This window comes from Plantactinospora soyae, assembly GCF_014874095.1.
GTDB classification, from domain to species: Bacteria; Actinomycetota; Actinomycetes; order Mycobacteriales; family Micromonosporaceae; genus Plantactinospora; species Plantactinospora soyae.
Map to the genome: position 1 here is coordinate 2,266,302 of NZ_JADBEB010000001.1, position 13,815 is coordinate 2,280,116.

Sequence of the window (13,815 nt, forward strand, 5' to 3'; positions counted from 1 at the left end):
GTCCGCCAGGAGCGTCGGGTACCCTACTCGGCGGTGGTGTGTCCGAGCGGCCTAAGGAGCACGCCTCGAAAGCGTGTGAGGGTTTACGCCCTCCAAGGGTTCAAATCCCTTCACCACCGCCACGGAACAGGCAGTACGCCCGGCAGGTCGGAGACGACCCACCGGGCGTTCTGCTTCTGGTCTCAGTTGTCCCTCAGGAAGCGGTCGCGTACCTCGGCGGCGCCCTGGTCGTCCGCGTGAAGCGTGGCCTCATTCTACGGTTCCCCGGCGGCCGGCACAGACACCTCAGCCGACGGCCCGAAGGACTACATGAGCGGTGCGTCTCGTTTCCACGTCTCAAGGCGGGCCGAGGTCGAACGAGCGGCTACCGGATGACGACGTCGGCCGAGATCGAAGAGCTGCGTCGGCAGGGTGGCGTCAACTGGGAGAACGAGGCGCTACTGCCCTACCTATGTCCTCTGCCTACCAGACCGCGACACTGGCCAAGCGGTCCACGGGCTCTGGAAGGTCGGGCCGACTGGTGAGCTGGACGACCGCGGCCGCGGGAGACAGCAATCCGCTTCTCCAACTCCGCCGAGCATCGCTGCCCGACGCGCCAGAGTATGCACGAGCCGGCAAGGCCGCCCTGTTACAGCTTGAGCCAACCCTTCGTCGCGGCAATGAATCCTAGCGCTACGAGCGAGGGTGCTCCCGTCTCCCGCTTCATGTTATGAATAAGCCTTCGGACAGTTCTGTCGCTCATGTGCTCCATGGACGCGATATCTCGATAGCTCCTCCCATGGATTAGGGCGCGCAGCAATCGGACCGAAACTTCATCTGGCTTGTAGTCTGCCGCCAGGCGCACTTCCGCCCCCCGTGCATTGAGCGAACATTTCCCTTGCAGGTGTTTAGAACCATATCATTCTTGATCGATGTTCGCAATAGAGATAAAGCGGCTTTTTCAGTCTGGCCGCCGCCGGCCACCTTCTCGCGTGCATATTGACCCTTGTTCCCGGTGTCCTATGTTTGTCTTATGTCGGAGCGCCGAGGGCTCCCTTGGGTTAAGCAAAGGGAAACGAGGTGAGGGGTTTCGTTCATGCTCGGGCGACGTGTCGTGTTATTCGTACTGCGCTCCAGGAAGCGAGGGTCCAGCACATGAACAGAATGTTGGCCAAGGTAAGTGTCGCGATCGTTACCGTGATGTCCGTCCTAGCGCTAGCCGGAGCGCCGGCACAGGCAGCGCGGGTCAGTTGCCAAGGCGAGTGCACTACCGGTGCCATCCTGTCGAACCGTCCGGGCAACTACATTGACGTACTTGTCATCAATGGCGGGCTGGCCCCGGGCTACTGCACCTGGCAGTTGAGGGACACAGACGCCGGCCAGTTGGTGGCCAGCGGGACCACGTGGGACGGCGAGCAGGACAGTCCTCGTATCACCGGCCTCTACAACGCGTACTACCTGTTCGTGAGCAACTGGCTGTGCCACGGGACGATCGACAACGTATAGCGTTACCCCCCGTCGCGCGGCAGACCGCTCCCGCCCAATCGCCGAATCAGGATACGGGAGCGGGTCAAGGGACCCCTTTCCCCGACCCCTGATTTATCGCGGCACCCGGTCTTTATCCGATGACAATAACTGCAATTGACTCGCGGTCCGTCACATGCTGGCGGACCGCGAATCGCTGAAACGCTGCCAAGAATCCGTCAGGCGTCCTGGTGAAAGAGGCTCCCTTCCTGTCGGCCAACTGGCCACGAGCGCAGGATGCTAGAGTCCATGCCGTGGATCACCACACCCCCCAGCGGAGTCATCGTGTCCTGGCCATATGTGTATCGCTAGCCGGATATGCTGCGGTCACTGTCCTTCTGGTCGCGGACACACTGGTAGCTTGGGATCTCGAGATTGAGAACCTCGTGTCAGAGAAGCTCCCGGACGAGATTATCGGGCTCGGAAGAGCTGGGGCCTACCTGGGGCAAGGGGGTCCATTGACCGTGCTGGCCCTCTTTATTGCGATCATTCAAGCTTGGCGCCATAAAACCATAAAGCCCATGATTCTCTGGGGTGGGGCGTTCCTGCTCTTGTACCTGATCGTCGGCGTGCCGAAAATTTACCTCCGGCGAGGCGCCCCAGCGGACCTGCAGGTGGATGCTGTTGAATTGTTCAGCAAACCCTTCTGTGGCGGTGCGGCATGTATGTCGTACCCATCTGGCCATGCGGCCAACTCCATTGTGTGGTACGGGCTCGGAGCGCTTCTACTGGGGACCCTGCTCCACTCCCACGCCTATTTCCTCGTCAGAGTCCTGGTGGCGTCGATCGTCGCGGTAGCCACCGTAATATCCGGCTTTCATTGGGCGACCGATACCCTGGCGGGTGTTCTCGCCGGCGCCGCTATTTATCTGCTCCTCAGGCAGCTTGATAACTACCTGTCGGGCTATCAACTCCCGTTGGACCCGCGGCGTTTATGGCCCATCCGACGTCTGCGTGACTCCGGGGCCTAACATCGATCGTCCATTCGCCCCAGCGGACCTGGAGAGGAGTTCTTCGCTCACCTTGAGTCCTAAGCCTGTCGTCGCATCCCGGTCTGAGTACAGCTTAGTAGCTGTCATGGGCCCACCAGCAGGCTGGCGGTCTCGCTTGGAAACGGATCCGCGAAGCCAGTGAACAGGCAAGAACGCCTGGTCGGTCCGAGATGGCCGGCCAGGCGTTCTGCCTTGCTGTGGGCGTGCCCGGCTAGCCAGCCGAAGACAGGTCCAGGCGTGTTGCGCGGTCACACCAGTGGGCGGACAACCGCGCGGGCCAGCGCCTCCGCGAATGCGCGCGGGGCCGCGTCCGCGTCCGGCCCTTGGGCGTAGTAGCGCAGGAAGGCCTCGTTGAAGCAGGCGCCGATCAGTAGCGACGCGGCCGCGTCCGGGTTCGCGTCCGGGCTGATGCGTCCGATGTCCTGCTCGGCCCGCAGGTAGGTGGCGAAGATGGCGACCGCCTTGTCCGGGCCGCCGCCGTGACGGCTCATCGCCACCCGGTGTGCCGCCATCCGCGCTGGGTCTGCGAAGAGTGCCGCCAGCATCGGGATCGACCGTTGATAGAAGTCCAGGACCGCGTGCGCGAGTTCGGCGAGGTTCTCCTCGACGTCGCCCGTACCTGGGCGGACCGATACCCGGGACAGGCCGGGCAGCCTCTCCTGTAGGACGGCGAGCAGCAGTCGCTCCTTGTCTTCGAAGTACTTGTAGAGCGTCGGCTCCGAGACCTTCGAGGCCTGCGCGATCTCCTTGGTTGTGGCCAGCGCCACTCCCCGCGTACGCAGGATCTGCGCAGCCGCGTCGAGGATCCGCTCCCGGGTGCTCATGCCGCCCCATCTCGTAGGTTGACAGGTTAGTGATTACTAACCCTAGTATGGGGGTTAGTAATCACTAACACCCCTGGAGGGTACGCATGTGCGTCACCGTCTTCGGCGCGACCGGCGGCACCGGACAACACCTCGTGCGCCAGGCACTCGCCGCCGGCCATCACGTCACCGCTGTCGTCCGGAACCCGGCCCGCCTGAACCACGCAGACCACCCTCGACTCGAACCGGTGATCGCCGACGCGATGGACCCCGACGCGATCGGGGAAACCCTGACCGGCCAGGACGCGGTGGTATCCGTTCTGGGACCTCGCGTCAGAGGCGACGTGTCGGTGTGCGCCGACGGCGCCCGCGCGATCGTCGCCACGCTGGACGCCCCGACCACCGTTGGCCACACCATCGGATTGGGATACTGAACGTGAAGAAACGGATCTTCATCGTCCTGTGCCTGCTGCTCGTCGGCGTACTCGGCGCAGCAGGCACCGTCGGCTACCTGACCTTCGTCCGGTCGCCCGCCAACCCGCCGGCCGATGCCTGTGCCGACGGGCGCAGCCCGGGCTCGCGTCCCGTCGTCGTGGCGGCCGGCGCCAGCATGACGCAGGGCACGCTCGGCGCGGACTGGGTGGGCGCACTTCGCGATCGGCCCGAACATCAGGGGTACGAGTTTGTCAACGCCGGCGTCAACGGCGCGACCAGTGCCGACCTCCTACATCGGATCGATACCGACATCGTGGCGTGTCGCCCTACGGCGGTCACAATCCTGATCGGCACCAACGACGTACGTGATGACGTACCGCTGGATCGGTACCGGCAGAATCTCGGCGCGATCGTCGACCGGGTCAAGGCCGGCACCACCGCCAGGATTGCGCTGATGTCCCTGCCCCCGCTCGGCGAGGACCTGAACGCGGAGATCAACCAGAAGCTCACCGGGTACAACGCGGCGATCAAAGAGACCGCTGCCCGTACCCAGGTCGACTACCTGCCCGTGCACGAGCAGATGGTGGACCTCCTCCGGCAGCGCGGTGGCGACCCGACGCCGTACGACTTCAGCTTCGCCCTGGCCTTTGGTGCGGCGACTCAGCACTACCTGTTCGGACGCAGCTGGGACGAGGTCGCCCGCAACGGCGGACGTGAACTGCTCGTCGACCACATCCATCTGAACAACCGAGGCGGAGCAATCATCACCGAGCTCGCCGCTCAGTGGCTGTCTGCGGGCAAGCCGGACTGACGCGGCAGCCGTTCCAATCGTCGTCGCCTTCGCGCCCGTTCGAGGATGGCCGGTCGGAGCCAGCCAACAGCCAGCGGCGCAGCTCACGGACCGGCCAGGTCCTCGACGACGGTGGCCGACAGACCTCGAAAGCGGGTGAGGGTTTACGCCCTCCAAGGGCCTCCTGGCGCGACCAGACCGGACTCGTACGCGTAGACGACGAGCTGGGCGCGGTCGCGGGCGCCAAGCTTGGTCATGGTACGGCTGACGTGTGTCTTGGCGGTGAGCTGGCTGATGGTCAGATGTGCGGCGATCTCGTCGTTGGACAGGCCGGCGGCGACCAGTACGAGTACCTCGCGTTCCCGTCGGGTGAGCACGGCGAGGCTGGTGGGCGGGTTGGGCCGGGGCGGGGTGGAGACGAACTCCTGGATCAGGCTTCGGGTCACGGCGGGGGCGAGTAGTGCGTCCCCGCGCGCGGCGACCCGTACGCAGTGCAGGAGTTCGGCCGGTTCTATGTCCTTGACCAGGTAGCCACTGGCGCCGGCACGCAGGGCGGCGAAGACGTAGCGGTCGATCGAGTAGCTGCTGAGGATGACGATGTGGACGGCCGCCAGTCGGGGGTCGGCGGCGATCTGGCGGGTGGCGGCGATGCCGTCGAGCAGTGGCATCCGGATGTCGAGCAGTGCCACGTCGGGTAGCTGCTCGCGGACGAGTTCCACTGCCTGGGCGCCGTCGCCGGCCTCGGCCACGACGGTGATGTCGTCCTCGTTCTCCAGCAGGGCGCGGAAGCCGGCCCTGATCAGTGGCTGGTCGTCGGCGAGCAGGACCCGGATCACGGGTGTCCCAACGGCAGTTCGGCCTCGACGCGGAATCCGCCACCGGGGCGTGTGCCGGTGCTCAGTGAGCCTCCGGCGGCCACCGCACGCTCTCGCATCCCGATCAGCCCCATCCCGTGTCGTGGCTCCGATCGCAGCGGTTCGCCGTCATTTTCGACCCGCAGGGTGACCGTGTCGCGATGGTATTCGCGGGTCACCGTGACGGCCGGGTGGCCAGCATGGCGCAGCACATTGGTCAGGGCCTCCTGCACGATGCGGTAGGCGGCACGATCGGCCTCGGCGGTCAGCGGTAGGACGTCGCCGCGTACGGCGAGGGTGACCGGAAGTCCCGCCGCCTCGGCCCGGGCGACCAGTTTCGGCAACGTGGCCAGGCCGGCTTCGGCGCCGTCGGGATCAACGTGGCGGAGCACACCGAGGGTGGACCGCAGCTCCCGCATCGCCTCCTGACCGGTCTCCTTGATCGCGGTCAGCGCCGAACGGGCCTGCTCGGGGTTCTTGCTCAGCAGGTGGACGGCGACGCCCACCTGTACGTTGATCACCGCGATGCTGTGGGTGAGGGTGTCGTGCAGCTCCTGGGCGATCCAGAGGCGTTCCTCGCCGGCTCGACGCAGCGCGGCCTCGTCCCGGGTCCGCTCGGCCTGGATCGCCCGTTCCTCGACCGCCCGGAGGTAGGCGCGGTGGCTGGCCACCATCTGCCCGATCACCCCGACCGCGATCAGGAAACCGATCTGCCAGAGCAGGCCGTCGTGGATCTCGAAGTCGGCGCGTGCCACCGTGATCGCGAGGTAGAACCCGGTCGCGTACGCGAGCGCCGCCGCGATTCCCTGGCCACGATGGCCGAGGCTGATCAGGGTGTAGACGGCCAGTAGGACAGGTGTGGCGGCGAAGATGCCGGGATACAGCAGACCGTAGTAGGCCACGCAGGCGACGGCGGTCAACGCGGCCACCAGCAGCGGGCGACGACGGCGCCAGACCAGCGGTAGCGAACCGGCGACCAGGAGTGCGTACCCGGCGAGATCCAACGGAATCTGCTCGTCGGCCCGGGGCCCGAACTGGGTGCCCGCGATCACCCCGGCCGCCACGGCGACCGCCGCGAGGCTGTCGAGGTTCCACCTGGCCATGCGGGCCACGATAGCCGCGTCGCGGGCCGGACCAAGCCGCCCTGAAGAGCAGTTCCGTCGTACTCCCCAGGTGGTACACCGGCCGCGCCGGCCGGAGATCACCCACCCGGGGAGTACGGACAAGAGCCGACCCGGGAACGACGAGTCTTCCGACCTCGACCACGAGCATGGGAACCGTTCAGGCCTGGTTCTTTCCTCCAAGGAGTTCCTCGATGGTTTCCCGCCCGATCGTCCTGCCGACGTCGTCCAGCCCGACGCGCACCGCGACAGTCTGGACTCGACGGACCCGGATCTTCACCTTCGTCTGTTCGGTCATCTTCACGATCGGCACCGCTGCGCAGGCCTTCGTCATCGTCAACCTCGACACGCTCGAACAGATGATGCGGCTGGCCGGGGTGAGCGCGTCGGAAGCGACCGACAGCGCTCCGGGCTTCCTCGCCGGGTTCCGTCTCGTCGGCACGCTGTTCATCATCGGCAACGCGCTGGGCATGCTCGCGCTGCGCGGCAGGACCTGGGTCTTCTGGCTGGTGGTCGCGGTCAACGCAGGCCAGGCGGCGGGCGTGTTCATGGTCCCGACCGAGATGTTCGAGGCCGCCGTCGACCGTTTCGGTTGGATCGGTGTCCTACCCTCCGCGGTCACCGACGGCGGCGCGTTGGTACTGCTCGCCGTGCTGGTCGTCAGCCTCCTCCGGTCCCGTACCCGCGACCGCACCCGGCGCCTCGGCAACGCCGGTTGAAGGCGAGGTCCCAGCCGAGGATCACCGGTTCCGGTGGTCGTCTCGATGTCCGCCCCGGCGGGCACGCGGACCTCCGACCGGACCATCGTCGTTGTCGGGCTGCGGCGATAGAGTCTCGGAAAACCCGCCGCCCCTCGTCGGATCGACCGACGGACGGATCGAGCGGCGCGTCTCCAGCAAGGGGTGCCTACTTGCCTCGTTCTCCACTCCGTCGGCCGATCGCTGTCGCATCGGCCTTCGCGCTCGGCGCGACCGTATCGCTCGTCGGTGGTACGGCGGCGACGGCCAGCCTTCCTGGCTCGGGCAGCGTACTGACCAGCAGTAACGGCCAGACCGTCATCAGGTTCCATGGGGATCCGACCCGGACGTCGCTCAGTTCGTCCGACACGGTCACCGAGGCCGCCTGGTCTCCGGACGGCAGTCAGGCGGTCTACATCGACCAGGGTGGGCGGGTCGGCAAGCTCCGGTTCAACGACGGTACGGCCCGCTATCCGGTGACCTCGCCGCCGGATGCCGGGGTGTTGCGCCACAGCCCGAGTTGGTGGGCTGACGGAAGCCGGGTTGCCTGGGCGGAGAAGGCCTCGGCCGCCGCTCCCTGGCATGTCGCCTGGCAACGCAGTGTGGGCCCGCTGCGCCAGGGGTGGATCTCTCCCCGGGACGGAAAGCACTACCTGAATCCGGACGGTGGCCCTGGACTGCGGGTGGTGTTCCAGCGTCAGGACGACGACGGTTCGGGCCAGCCGTCCGGCCGGTCGGCGGTCATGCTGTACGACGGTGCGCGGATCCTCGGGCAGGTGACACTCGTCGACGACAACGGGTCGAATCCGTCGATCTCACCCGACGGGTCCCGGGTGGCGTTCGTTCGGGCCGGCCGGATCGTCGTCTCCGACCTTGCCGGCGAGAACGAGGTGCTGGTCACCCCCGAGGGCGTCCAGTACGACGATCCCACCTGGTCGCCGGAGGGTACGACGCTGGCGTTCAGCAGGGTGACGTCGACGGGGGCGCGGCCGGCGTACACGGCGTTGGCGGACGGCTCGGCGGAGCCGGTGGTGGTACCGGGGCTGGACGGTGTGCCGGCGTATCAGCCGCGGCGGAAGGACCGGGTCGCGCGGTTGTCCGGTGCGAACCGGTTCGATACGGCGGTGGCGGTGTCCCGGTCGCTCTGGCCGGCCGGCGGTGCGGATGCCGTGGTCCTGTCGCGGTCGGACACCTACGCCGATGCCCTCAGCGGCAGCACCTTGGCGGCGGCGAAGCGTGGTCCGCTGTTGCTGACGCCGCCGACCGGCCTGGACGCGAGGACGAAGGCCGAGATGCAGCGGGTTCTGATGCCGGGGCACGGCACGGTCTACCTGTTGGGCAGTCCCGGTGCCCTGTCGACGGCAGTCGAGGTGCAGGTTCGGGCGTTGGGTTACCACGTGCGGCGGCTCGCCGGTCCCGACCGGTATTCGACGTCGCTCGCGATCGCGCGGGAGATCGACCCGACGCCCGACGTGGTGCTGCTGGCCACCGGCATGAACTATCCGGACGCGCTGGCCGCCGGCGCGGCGGCCGGCTCGTACAACGCCTCCCCGGACAGCCCTTCCTCGGCGGTGCTCCTGCTCACCCGGGATCAGGTGATTCCGCCGGCGACGAAGGCCTTCCTGGACGCGCTGCCGCAGGAGCGACTCCTGTACGGCATCGGGTTGCAGGGCGGCACAGCCGCCTATTCGTACGACCCCGTCGGCCCCCTCGTCCGTGGAGTCTGGGGCGCGAGCCGGTACGACACGGCGTACCTGACCGCGTTGGAGTTCTTCGAAGGCCAGCGGTACACGGGGATCGCCACCGGGACCGACTGGCCGGACGCGCTCACCGGCGGGGCGCTGATGGGCGTGCTCGGAGGACCGTTGATGCTCACCCCGGGCACCGGTACCAGCCTCGCGGAGCAGGCGACGATGCTGCTCAACGGATCGAGTGGATCGGTACACACCGGGCTGGTCTTCGGATCGGCGGCGGTGGTCGGCCCGGCACAGCAGACCCAGCTCGGGACCTGGCTCGGCGGGCCGCTCGGATCAAGTTCGGTGAACAATCCGACCGACCTTGAGGTGCCGCTCAACCAGTGACGGCAGGCGGCAGGGGGCGGGGGCGAACCCGCCCACCTGCCGCCACCACGTCGAGGCTGTGCGGGTGGGTCAGCTGCGGTTGATTGCCGCGTACCTGACCCAACGACCCGTGTGCGGTCCGGCTCCCAGCCGGAGGTGGTCCACGCCGTTCAGCACGGCACGCCGGTCGAGGCTGACCCGATCACCCACCCGGTAGCTGGTGACCACCGAGGTCAGCGCGCCGGTCGCGTCGAGGCTGTACGCCTCCAGAGGCGCCTGCGCGATCGACGCCGGGCGGGCGATCCGGTAACCGATCGGGGCGGTCTCACCGATCTGGTACGAATGCCCGGCCATTTCCTTCACGTGATAACCGGCCAGTTCGCCGTCGGTGATCTCGTACCAGATGTCGCGCTGATCCTTCACCCGTACGCGTCCTTTGGACTGGGCCTGATAGGGCTGGATCAGCCTGAGCGGCTTGGTGGCGGTGACGGCCCCCGCGTCGTCGAACTGGTATCCGATGTGGTCGCCCGGCTGGAACATGATCGTCCCGGTTATGCCGTGCGGCGGAAAGTCGGTGTAGTACGACTCCGAGATCCGCGCGAAAGCGGTGTCGCCGGTGATCGCGAAGCACTGCATGTGCTGGGTGGTGTGAGTGGTGTGGTAGTTGCCCGCGTCATTGGCGTGCCGCAGGCAGTACTTGCTCCGCCACTGCCGGTTGGCGATGTCGCCGTACACGTCCCGGGTAGTGGTCAGGGCGCCCTGCAACAGCACCTTGGCGCGCTCGTCCTTGGTGACCACCCAGTAGTCCCACAACCCGTACGCCGAGAAGGTGTGCCCGTTGTAGGTCCGGTCCCCGCTGACCTCCTTCGGGTTCGGGTACTCCTCCAGCCAGAGTTTCCCGTCCACGACGTAGACCCCCCACGGCTTGCCCGCCACCGGGGTCACCAGGTACGACGCGAACGTCGCGTCCGCCGCGGCCTTCCATTTGGCCTCGCCGGTGACCCGGAACAGCCGGCAGAACACGCTGAGCGCCTGCCCCTGGGCCATCATCGAGTACCAGGGTGCGTCGTAGACGTCCTCGCTGCGGTGCAGCCGGTAGCGGAACGGGTACGGGTAGAACCAGCCGTTGCCGTGCAGGACCCGCCGGTCGATCAGTCGCTGGGCCTGTTTCCTGGCCCGGTTCAGGTATTCGGCATTCTTCGTGAGCCGGTGCGCCTCGATCAGATGCAGCCCGTACTGCGCCTGGCCGACCGGATGGTCGTAGAGCTTCCCGCCGAGCAACGCCATCCGGACGCCCGACGAGTCGTGTGTGCCCGGGTCGGTCAGCGGCACCGCCGTGCTCATGTGGTACGGCCGGATTCCGTCCCGGAGTTCGCGGATCGGGAAGTTGTGGTACTCGAAATTGACCTCGGTGGAAGATCCGAGCAGGAATGCCGGGCGAGGCTGGCTGGCCACGAGTTTCGGATCGATGATCCGGCTGCTACTACAGCCGCTGGCCAGGCCGGCAAAGGCCCCGAGCCCGCCGACCGCGAGTGCGCCGCGCACCATGGCACGCCGCGACAATTCGGCGTGCCGGATGTCGTCCCTGATTCGGCGTCGCTCTTCCACTTCCTGGCCCCCCGTCGAGACGCACCGGGGTGCGTCGCCTTCCGTGCTGATGACCTTCCGGTACCTGATCAGATACGTTCGGTTATCGACCCCGTACCCTTCCGAGACTTGTCAGGTCTTCTATCTACCAAAGGCCATGAGCGCCTAGATGGTTTCATCCAGTCGCAAGATTTGTTTCTCAGCCCCACGGTCGGGGCACGTCGGCCGACACGCGGAACGCCCGGCAGACCCGTACGGACCTGCCGGGCGTTCCGCCCCGTTCGGCTACGACGTCGTCCGGTTAGGACGTGGGCGTGCCCGCGCTCTGGTGCGTGAGCTGGTAGGTGGCGTCGACCCCGTCCGCCTCCAGGATCACCGTCACCGGACCGGCCGGCAGGGTGCAGGTGAAGGTGCGTTCGACGGACTGCGGGCTCGGGCCGCAGTACCGGATCCCGGAAGCGTCGAAGACCGACAGACTGGCGTCACCCGTACCCGACGTACGGCGGTAGGTGAAGCTCTCCCGGGAACCGCGCTGGTCGGCCGGGAGGGAGAGGCAGACGGCGAACCGGTCGGCCCCGGTGGTCACCGTCGAGCCCGTCGTACCCGCCGGCAGGACCGGACAGTTCGGCGGGCCGTCGACCCGGGCGAAGGCCTTGGCGTACGGGCCGACGAAGGAGCGCTCCGGCGCGCTCAGCACCGCGTAGAAGGGCGCCGTGCCGTTCAGCTGGCACGAGTACGTCCGCAGCGGCCACGACGAGTCGCAGAGCTGGGCCCCGGTGGAGTCCAGTACGACGACGGACGGCGAAGCCACTCCGCTGGCGTCGCCCGGCTCCAGTTCGATGATCCGTGCACCGGCGGGGCTGGACAGTCGCAGGCAGTGGTACTCCCCGGCGGCCTGGAAGTTCCCCCGGTACGGTGCGGTGGCGTACCCGTTGTCGGAGACCTGCTCGCAGCCGGACGGCACCCGGGGAAGCAGGGCCACGGCGTACCGGTAGTCGTTGTTGAGCACCTGGCCGGACCCGGACCCGCCGACCACCATGGTGTACCGGCCGGGCTGGCGGAACTCGCAGTACGTGGTGCCGCAGACCCGGCGGCCGCCGGTGTCGTAGACCCGGGCGTAATCCTGGTAGTTCTCCTGGTCCACCACGTCCAGCAGGTAGCTGCCGGCGGCCGGGATGTCCAGGACGCGGCAGCGGATCCCGCCGAGCGCCCCGGCCGGAGCCGCCCCGTACGCGCCCGGCGTGATCACCGGGCAGCCCTCGGCCTCGGAGAGCCGACGGATCTGCATCTGGTACGTCAGCTCGTCGCTGTCGCCGGGCCAGTGCCGCAGGAACGAGATCATCCGGTACGTGCCGGTGGCCGGCAGCACGCAACCGTCCTGGTCCCAGTCCGGATCGGGGCAGGCGAGCTTGCCCGTCTCGTCGACGAGCCAGGCGTGTGCCTCGTTGTACCGGGTCGGGGCCGTGTAGTGGACGATCCGGTCGCCCGCCTCGCCCTCGAACGGCTGGCAGTGCGTCTGCACCGGGGAGGTCTGCTGCACCAGCAGGGCGGGCAGGTCCCAGGTGGTGCCGGCGGCCTCCGTACAGCCCTGCGTCTGCGCCAACCCGGTCACCGCCACCTGGTAGTCGATCGGCTCGCCCAGCATGCTGTCGCTCTGCACGAGCAGCGTGTACGCGCCCGCCGCCGGCAGTCCGCAGTAGCGCGCGGCGTCGTACTCGGCGCAGACGAGTTGGCCCTGGGCGTCGTAGATGCGCCACGGCAGGGACTGGTCCGGGCTGATCCGCACGATGACCCCGCCGGCCCCGGCGGCGGTCAGCGCGTGGCAGACGACCTCGTCCCGCTCCACGTCCGTGCCGGTGCCGACGGCGTTCCCGGGGTCACCGAAGGCGGCCAGCGGCAGGACCGGACACCCGACCGCGTTGGTGATCCGGGGCATCCGCAGCGTGTAGCTGCTCTCCTCGCCGTAGATGTTCTGCAGGAACAGCCGGTACGGCCCCGGCCGGGTCAGCGTGCACTCGGTGGCGTACCCCACCGTGCAGAGCGGCTCGTACTCCGCGTCGAGGATCTGGCCCTGGGTCCAGGCGGCGCCGCCCGGGGCCGCCAGGTGCAGCACCGAACCCACCGGCTGCTCGAAGCGGTAGCAGTCGCCCACCGCGCCGGTCGGCATCGTCGCGCTGTGGCCCGGAGACGCGAAGGAGAAGAACGAGTCGGGCAGGTCGGTGCAGGAGGACGGGGCCAGCAGCGAGTCGACGGCGAGCGAGTAGTCGGTCGTCTCCTCTCCGTCGCGGAGCGACACGGTGATCGTGTAGCTGCCGGCGGCGCCGAGCCGGCAGCGGCTCTGGTAGCCGGTGAGGGAGCAGGTGCTCTCGCCGGTCGCCGAGGTGACCCGGGTGCTGAGGGTGTCGCCGTACTGGCGGTGCTGGGCGAGCAGCGTGTCCCCGTCGACCGTCGAGGTGACCGTGTAGACGTGCCGCTCCGCCCCGCTGATCGACGGGCAGCTGACCACCTCGCCGAGGGCGAGCGTGCCGCCACACGCGGCCGCCGCGGCCCTCGGGGAACCGCTGGGCTCCGGCGACGCGCTCGGGCTGGACGACCTGGCCGTACCCGGCTGCGGCTCCGGCGACGGAGTCGCCTCGGGTGATCCGATCGGGCCGGTCGGCGTGGTACCGGCGGTGGTCGCCGGCTCGGCGACCGGAACCGGCTGGCCGGCGGCAAGGGCGGTGCCGGGTACGGCGAAGACCGCCGACACCAGCGTGGCGGCGATCAGGGTCGGGATCGGAAGGCGTCGCCGGATTCGGCGGGATGGGCGCGGTGCATCGACAGCTCTCACACGAACTCCCCCGTGACATCTCGCGCCCCGTGCGCGAGCAGTCGGATCGTCGCATGCAGATAGCTGGATAGACAACGGAGCGGACGGCGAACGCCCGGCGGAT

The 13,815-nt window shown here is 67.9% G+C and carries 11 protein-coding genes and 1 tRNA gene; 7 read left to right on the forward strand and 5 right to left on the reverse strand.

What is annotated here, in order from left to right; genetic code table 11:
• Nucleotides 1-32 precede the first annotated feature (32 nt).
• From H4W31_RS10115 to H4W31_RS10125, 3 genes are all read left to right on the forward strand, one after another.
• A tRNA-Ser gene (locus H4W31_RS10115) sits at nt 33-122 on the forward strand.
• Between the two features lie 1,057 nt (nt 123-1,179).
• Nucleotides 1,180-1,485, forward strand: a complete 306-nt coding sequence (locus H4W31_RS10120; RefSeq protein WP_192766415.1) for a hypothetical protein — start codon at nt 1,180-1,182, stop codon at nt 1,483-1,485.
• A 482-nt stretch (nt 1,486-1,967) separates the two neighbouring features.
• Nucleotides 1,968-2,474: a phosphatase PAP2 family protein gene (locus H4W31_RS10125; RefSeq protein WP_318783724.1), complete on the forward strand. Its 507-nt coding sequence runs from the start codon at nt 1,968-1,970 to the stop codon at nt 2,472-2,474.
• Nucleotides 2,475-2,743: 269 nt separating this feature from the next.
• Here the strand turns inward: H4W31_RS10125 and H4W31_RS10130 are convergent, their stop codons facing one another.
• Nucleotides 2,744-3,319, reverse strand: a complete 576-nt coding sequence (locus H4W31_RS10130; RefSeq protein ID WP_192766417.1) for a TetR/AcrR family transcriptional regulator — start codon at nt 3,317-3,319, stop codon at nt 2,744-2,746.
• A gap of 86 nt (nt 3,320-3,405) precedes the next feature.
• Between H4W31_RS10130 and H4W31_RS10135 the strand changes: the two genes are divergently transcribed.
• Together H4W31_RS10135 and H4W31_RS10140 are read left to right on the forward strand one after the other, a co-directional pair.
• Nucleotides 3,406-3,732: an NAD(P)-dependent oxidoreductase gene (locus H4W31_RS10135; protein ID WP_192766418.1), complete on the forward strand. Its 327-nt coding sequence runs from the start codon at nt 3,406-3,408 to the stop codon at nt 3,730-3,732.
• A 2-nt stretch (nt 3,733-3,734) separates the two neighbouring features.
• The gene (locus tag H4W31_RS10140) at nt 3,735-4,544 is read left to right on the forward strand and encodes an SGNH/GDSL hydrolase family protein (protein ID WP_192766419.1); all 810 of its coding nucleotides are present in this window, start codon (nt 3,735-3,737) and stop codon (nt 4,542-4,544) included.
• Nucleotides 4,545-4,687: 143 nt separating this feature from the next.
• Here the strand turns inward: H4W31_RS10140 and H4W31_RS10145 are convergent, their stop codons facing one another.
• Together H4W31_RS10145 and H4W31_RS10150 are read right to left on the reverse strand one after the other, a co-directional pair.
• Nucleotides 4,688-5,359: a response regulator gene (locus tag H4W31_RS10145; protein ID WP_192766420.1), complete on the reverse strand. Its 672-nt coding sequence runs from the start codon at nt 5,357-5,359 to the stop codon at nt 4,688-4,690.
• Entirely contained in the window at nt 5,356-6,480 is a 1,125-nt protein-coding gene (locus H4W31_RS10150; RefSeq protein WP_192766421.1) for a sensor histidine kinase, read from the reverse strand. Before H4W31_RS10150 ends, H4W31_RS10145 begins: the two co-directional genes overlap by 4 nt.
• Nucleotides 6,481-6,692: 212 nt before the next feature.
• Here H4W31_RS10150 and H4W31_RS10155 point away from each other — a divergent pair, with 212 nt between their 5' ends.
• Together H4W31_RS10155 and H4W31_RS10160 are read left to right on the forward strand one after the other, a co-directional pair.
• A complete protein-coding gene (locus H4W31_RS10155; protein ID WP_192766422.1) occupies nt 6,693-7,217 on the forward strand; it encodes a hypothetical protein in 525 nt (174 codons plus the stop codon).
• A 191-nt stretch (nt 7,218-7,408) separates the two neighbouring features.
• Nucleotides 7,409-9,316, forward strand: a complete 1,908-nt coding sequence (locus H4W31_RS10160; protein ID WP_192766423.1) for a cell wall-binding repeat-containing protein — start codon at nt 7,409-7,411, stop codon at nt 9,314-9,316.
• 69 nt (nt 9,317-9,385) lie between these two features.
• Here H4W31_RS10160 and H4W31_RS10165 read toward each other — a convergent pair whose 3' ends face one another.
• Both H4W31_RS10165 and H4W31_RS10170 read right to left on the reverse strand, forming a co-directional pair.
• Nucleotides 9,386-10,903 (reverse strand): D-glucuronyl C5-epimerase family protein, encoded by a 1,518-nt coding sequence (locus tag H4W31_RS10165; RefSeq protein ID WP_192766424.1) that lies wholly within the window; start codon nt 10,901-10,903, stop codon nt 9,386-9,388.
• A gap of 280 nt (nt 10,904-11,183) precedes the next feature.
• Entirely contained in the window at nt 11,184-13,712 is a 2,529-nt protein-coding gene (locus H4W31_RS10170; RefSeq protein WP_192766425.1) for a hypothetical protein, read from the reverse strand.
• Between the last annotated feature and the right edge of the window lie 103 nt (nt 13,713-13,815).

Coding starts and splice junctions, on each gene's coding strand:
- H4W31_RS10150 (WP_192766421.1), bottom strand. CDS start 6,480: ATGGCCAGGTGGAACCTCGACAGCCTCGCGGCGGTCGCCGTGGCGGCC.
- H4W31_RS10120 (WP_192766415.1), top strand. CDS start 1,180: ATGTCCGTCCTAGCGCTAGCCGGAGCGCCGGCACAGGCAGCGCGGGTC.
- H4W31_RS10155 (WP_192766422.1), top strand. CDS start 6,693: ATGGTTTCCCGCCCGATCGTCCTGCCGACGTCGTCCAGCCCGACGCGC.
- H4W31_RS10135 (WP_192766418.1), top strand. CDS start 3,406: ATGTGCGTCACCGTCTTCGGCGCGACCGGCGGCACCGGACAACACCTC.
- H4W31_RS10130 (WP_192766417.1), bottom strand. CDS start 3,319: ATGAGCACCCGGGAGCGGATCCTCGACGCGGCTGCGCAGATCCTGCGT.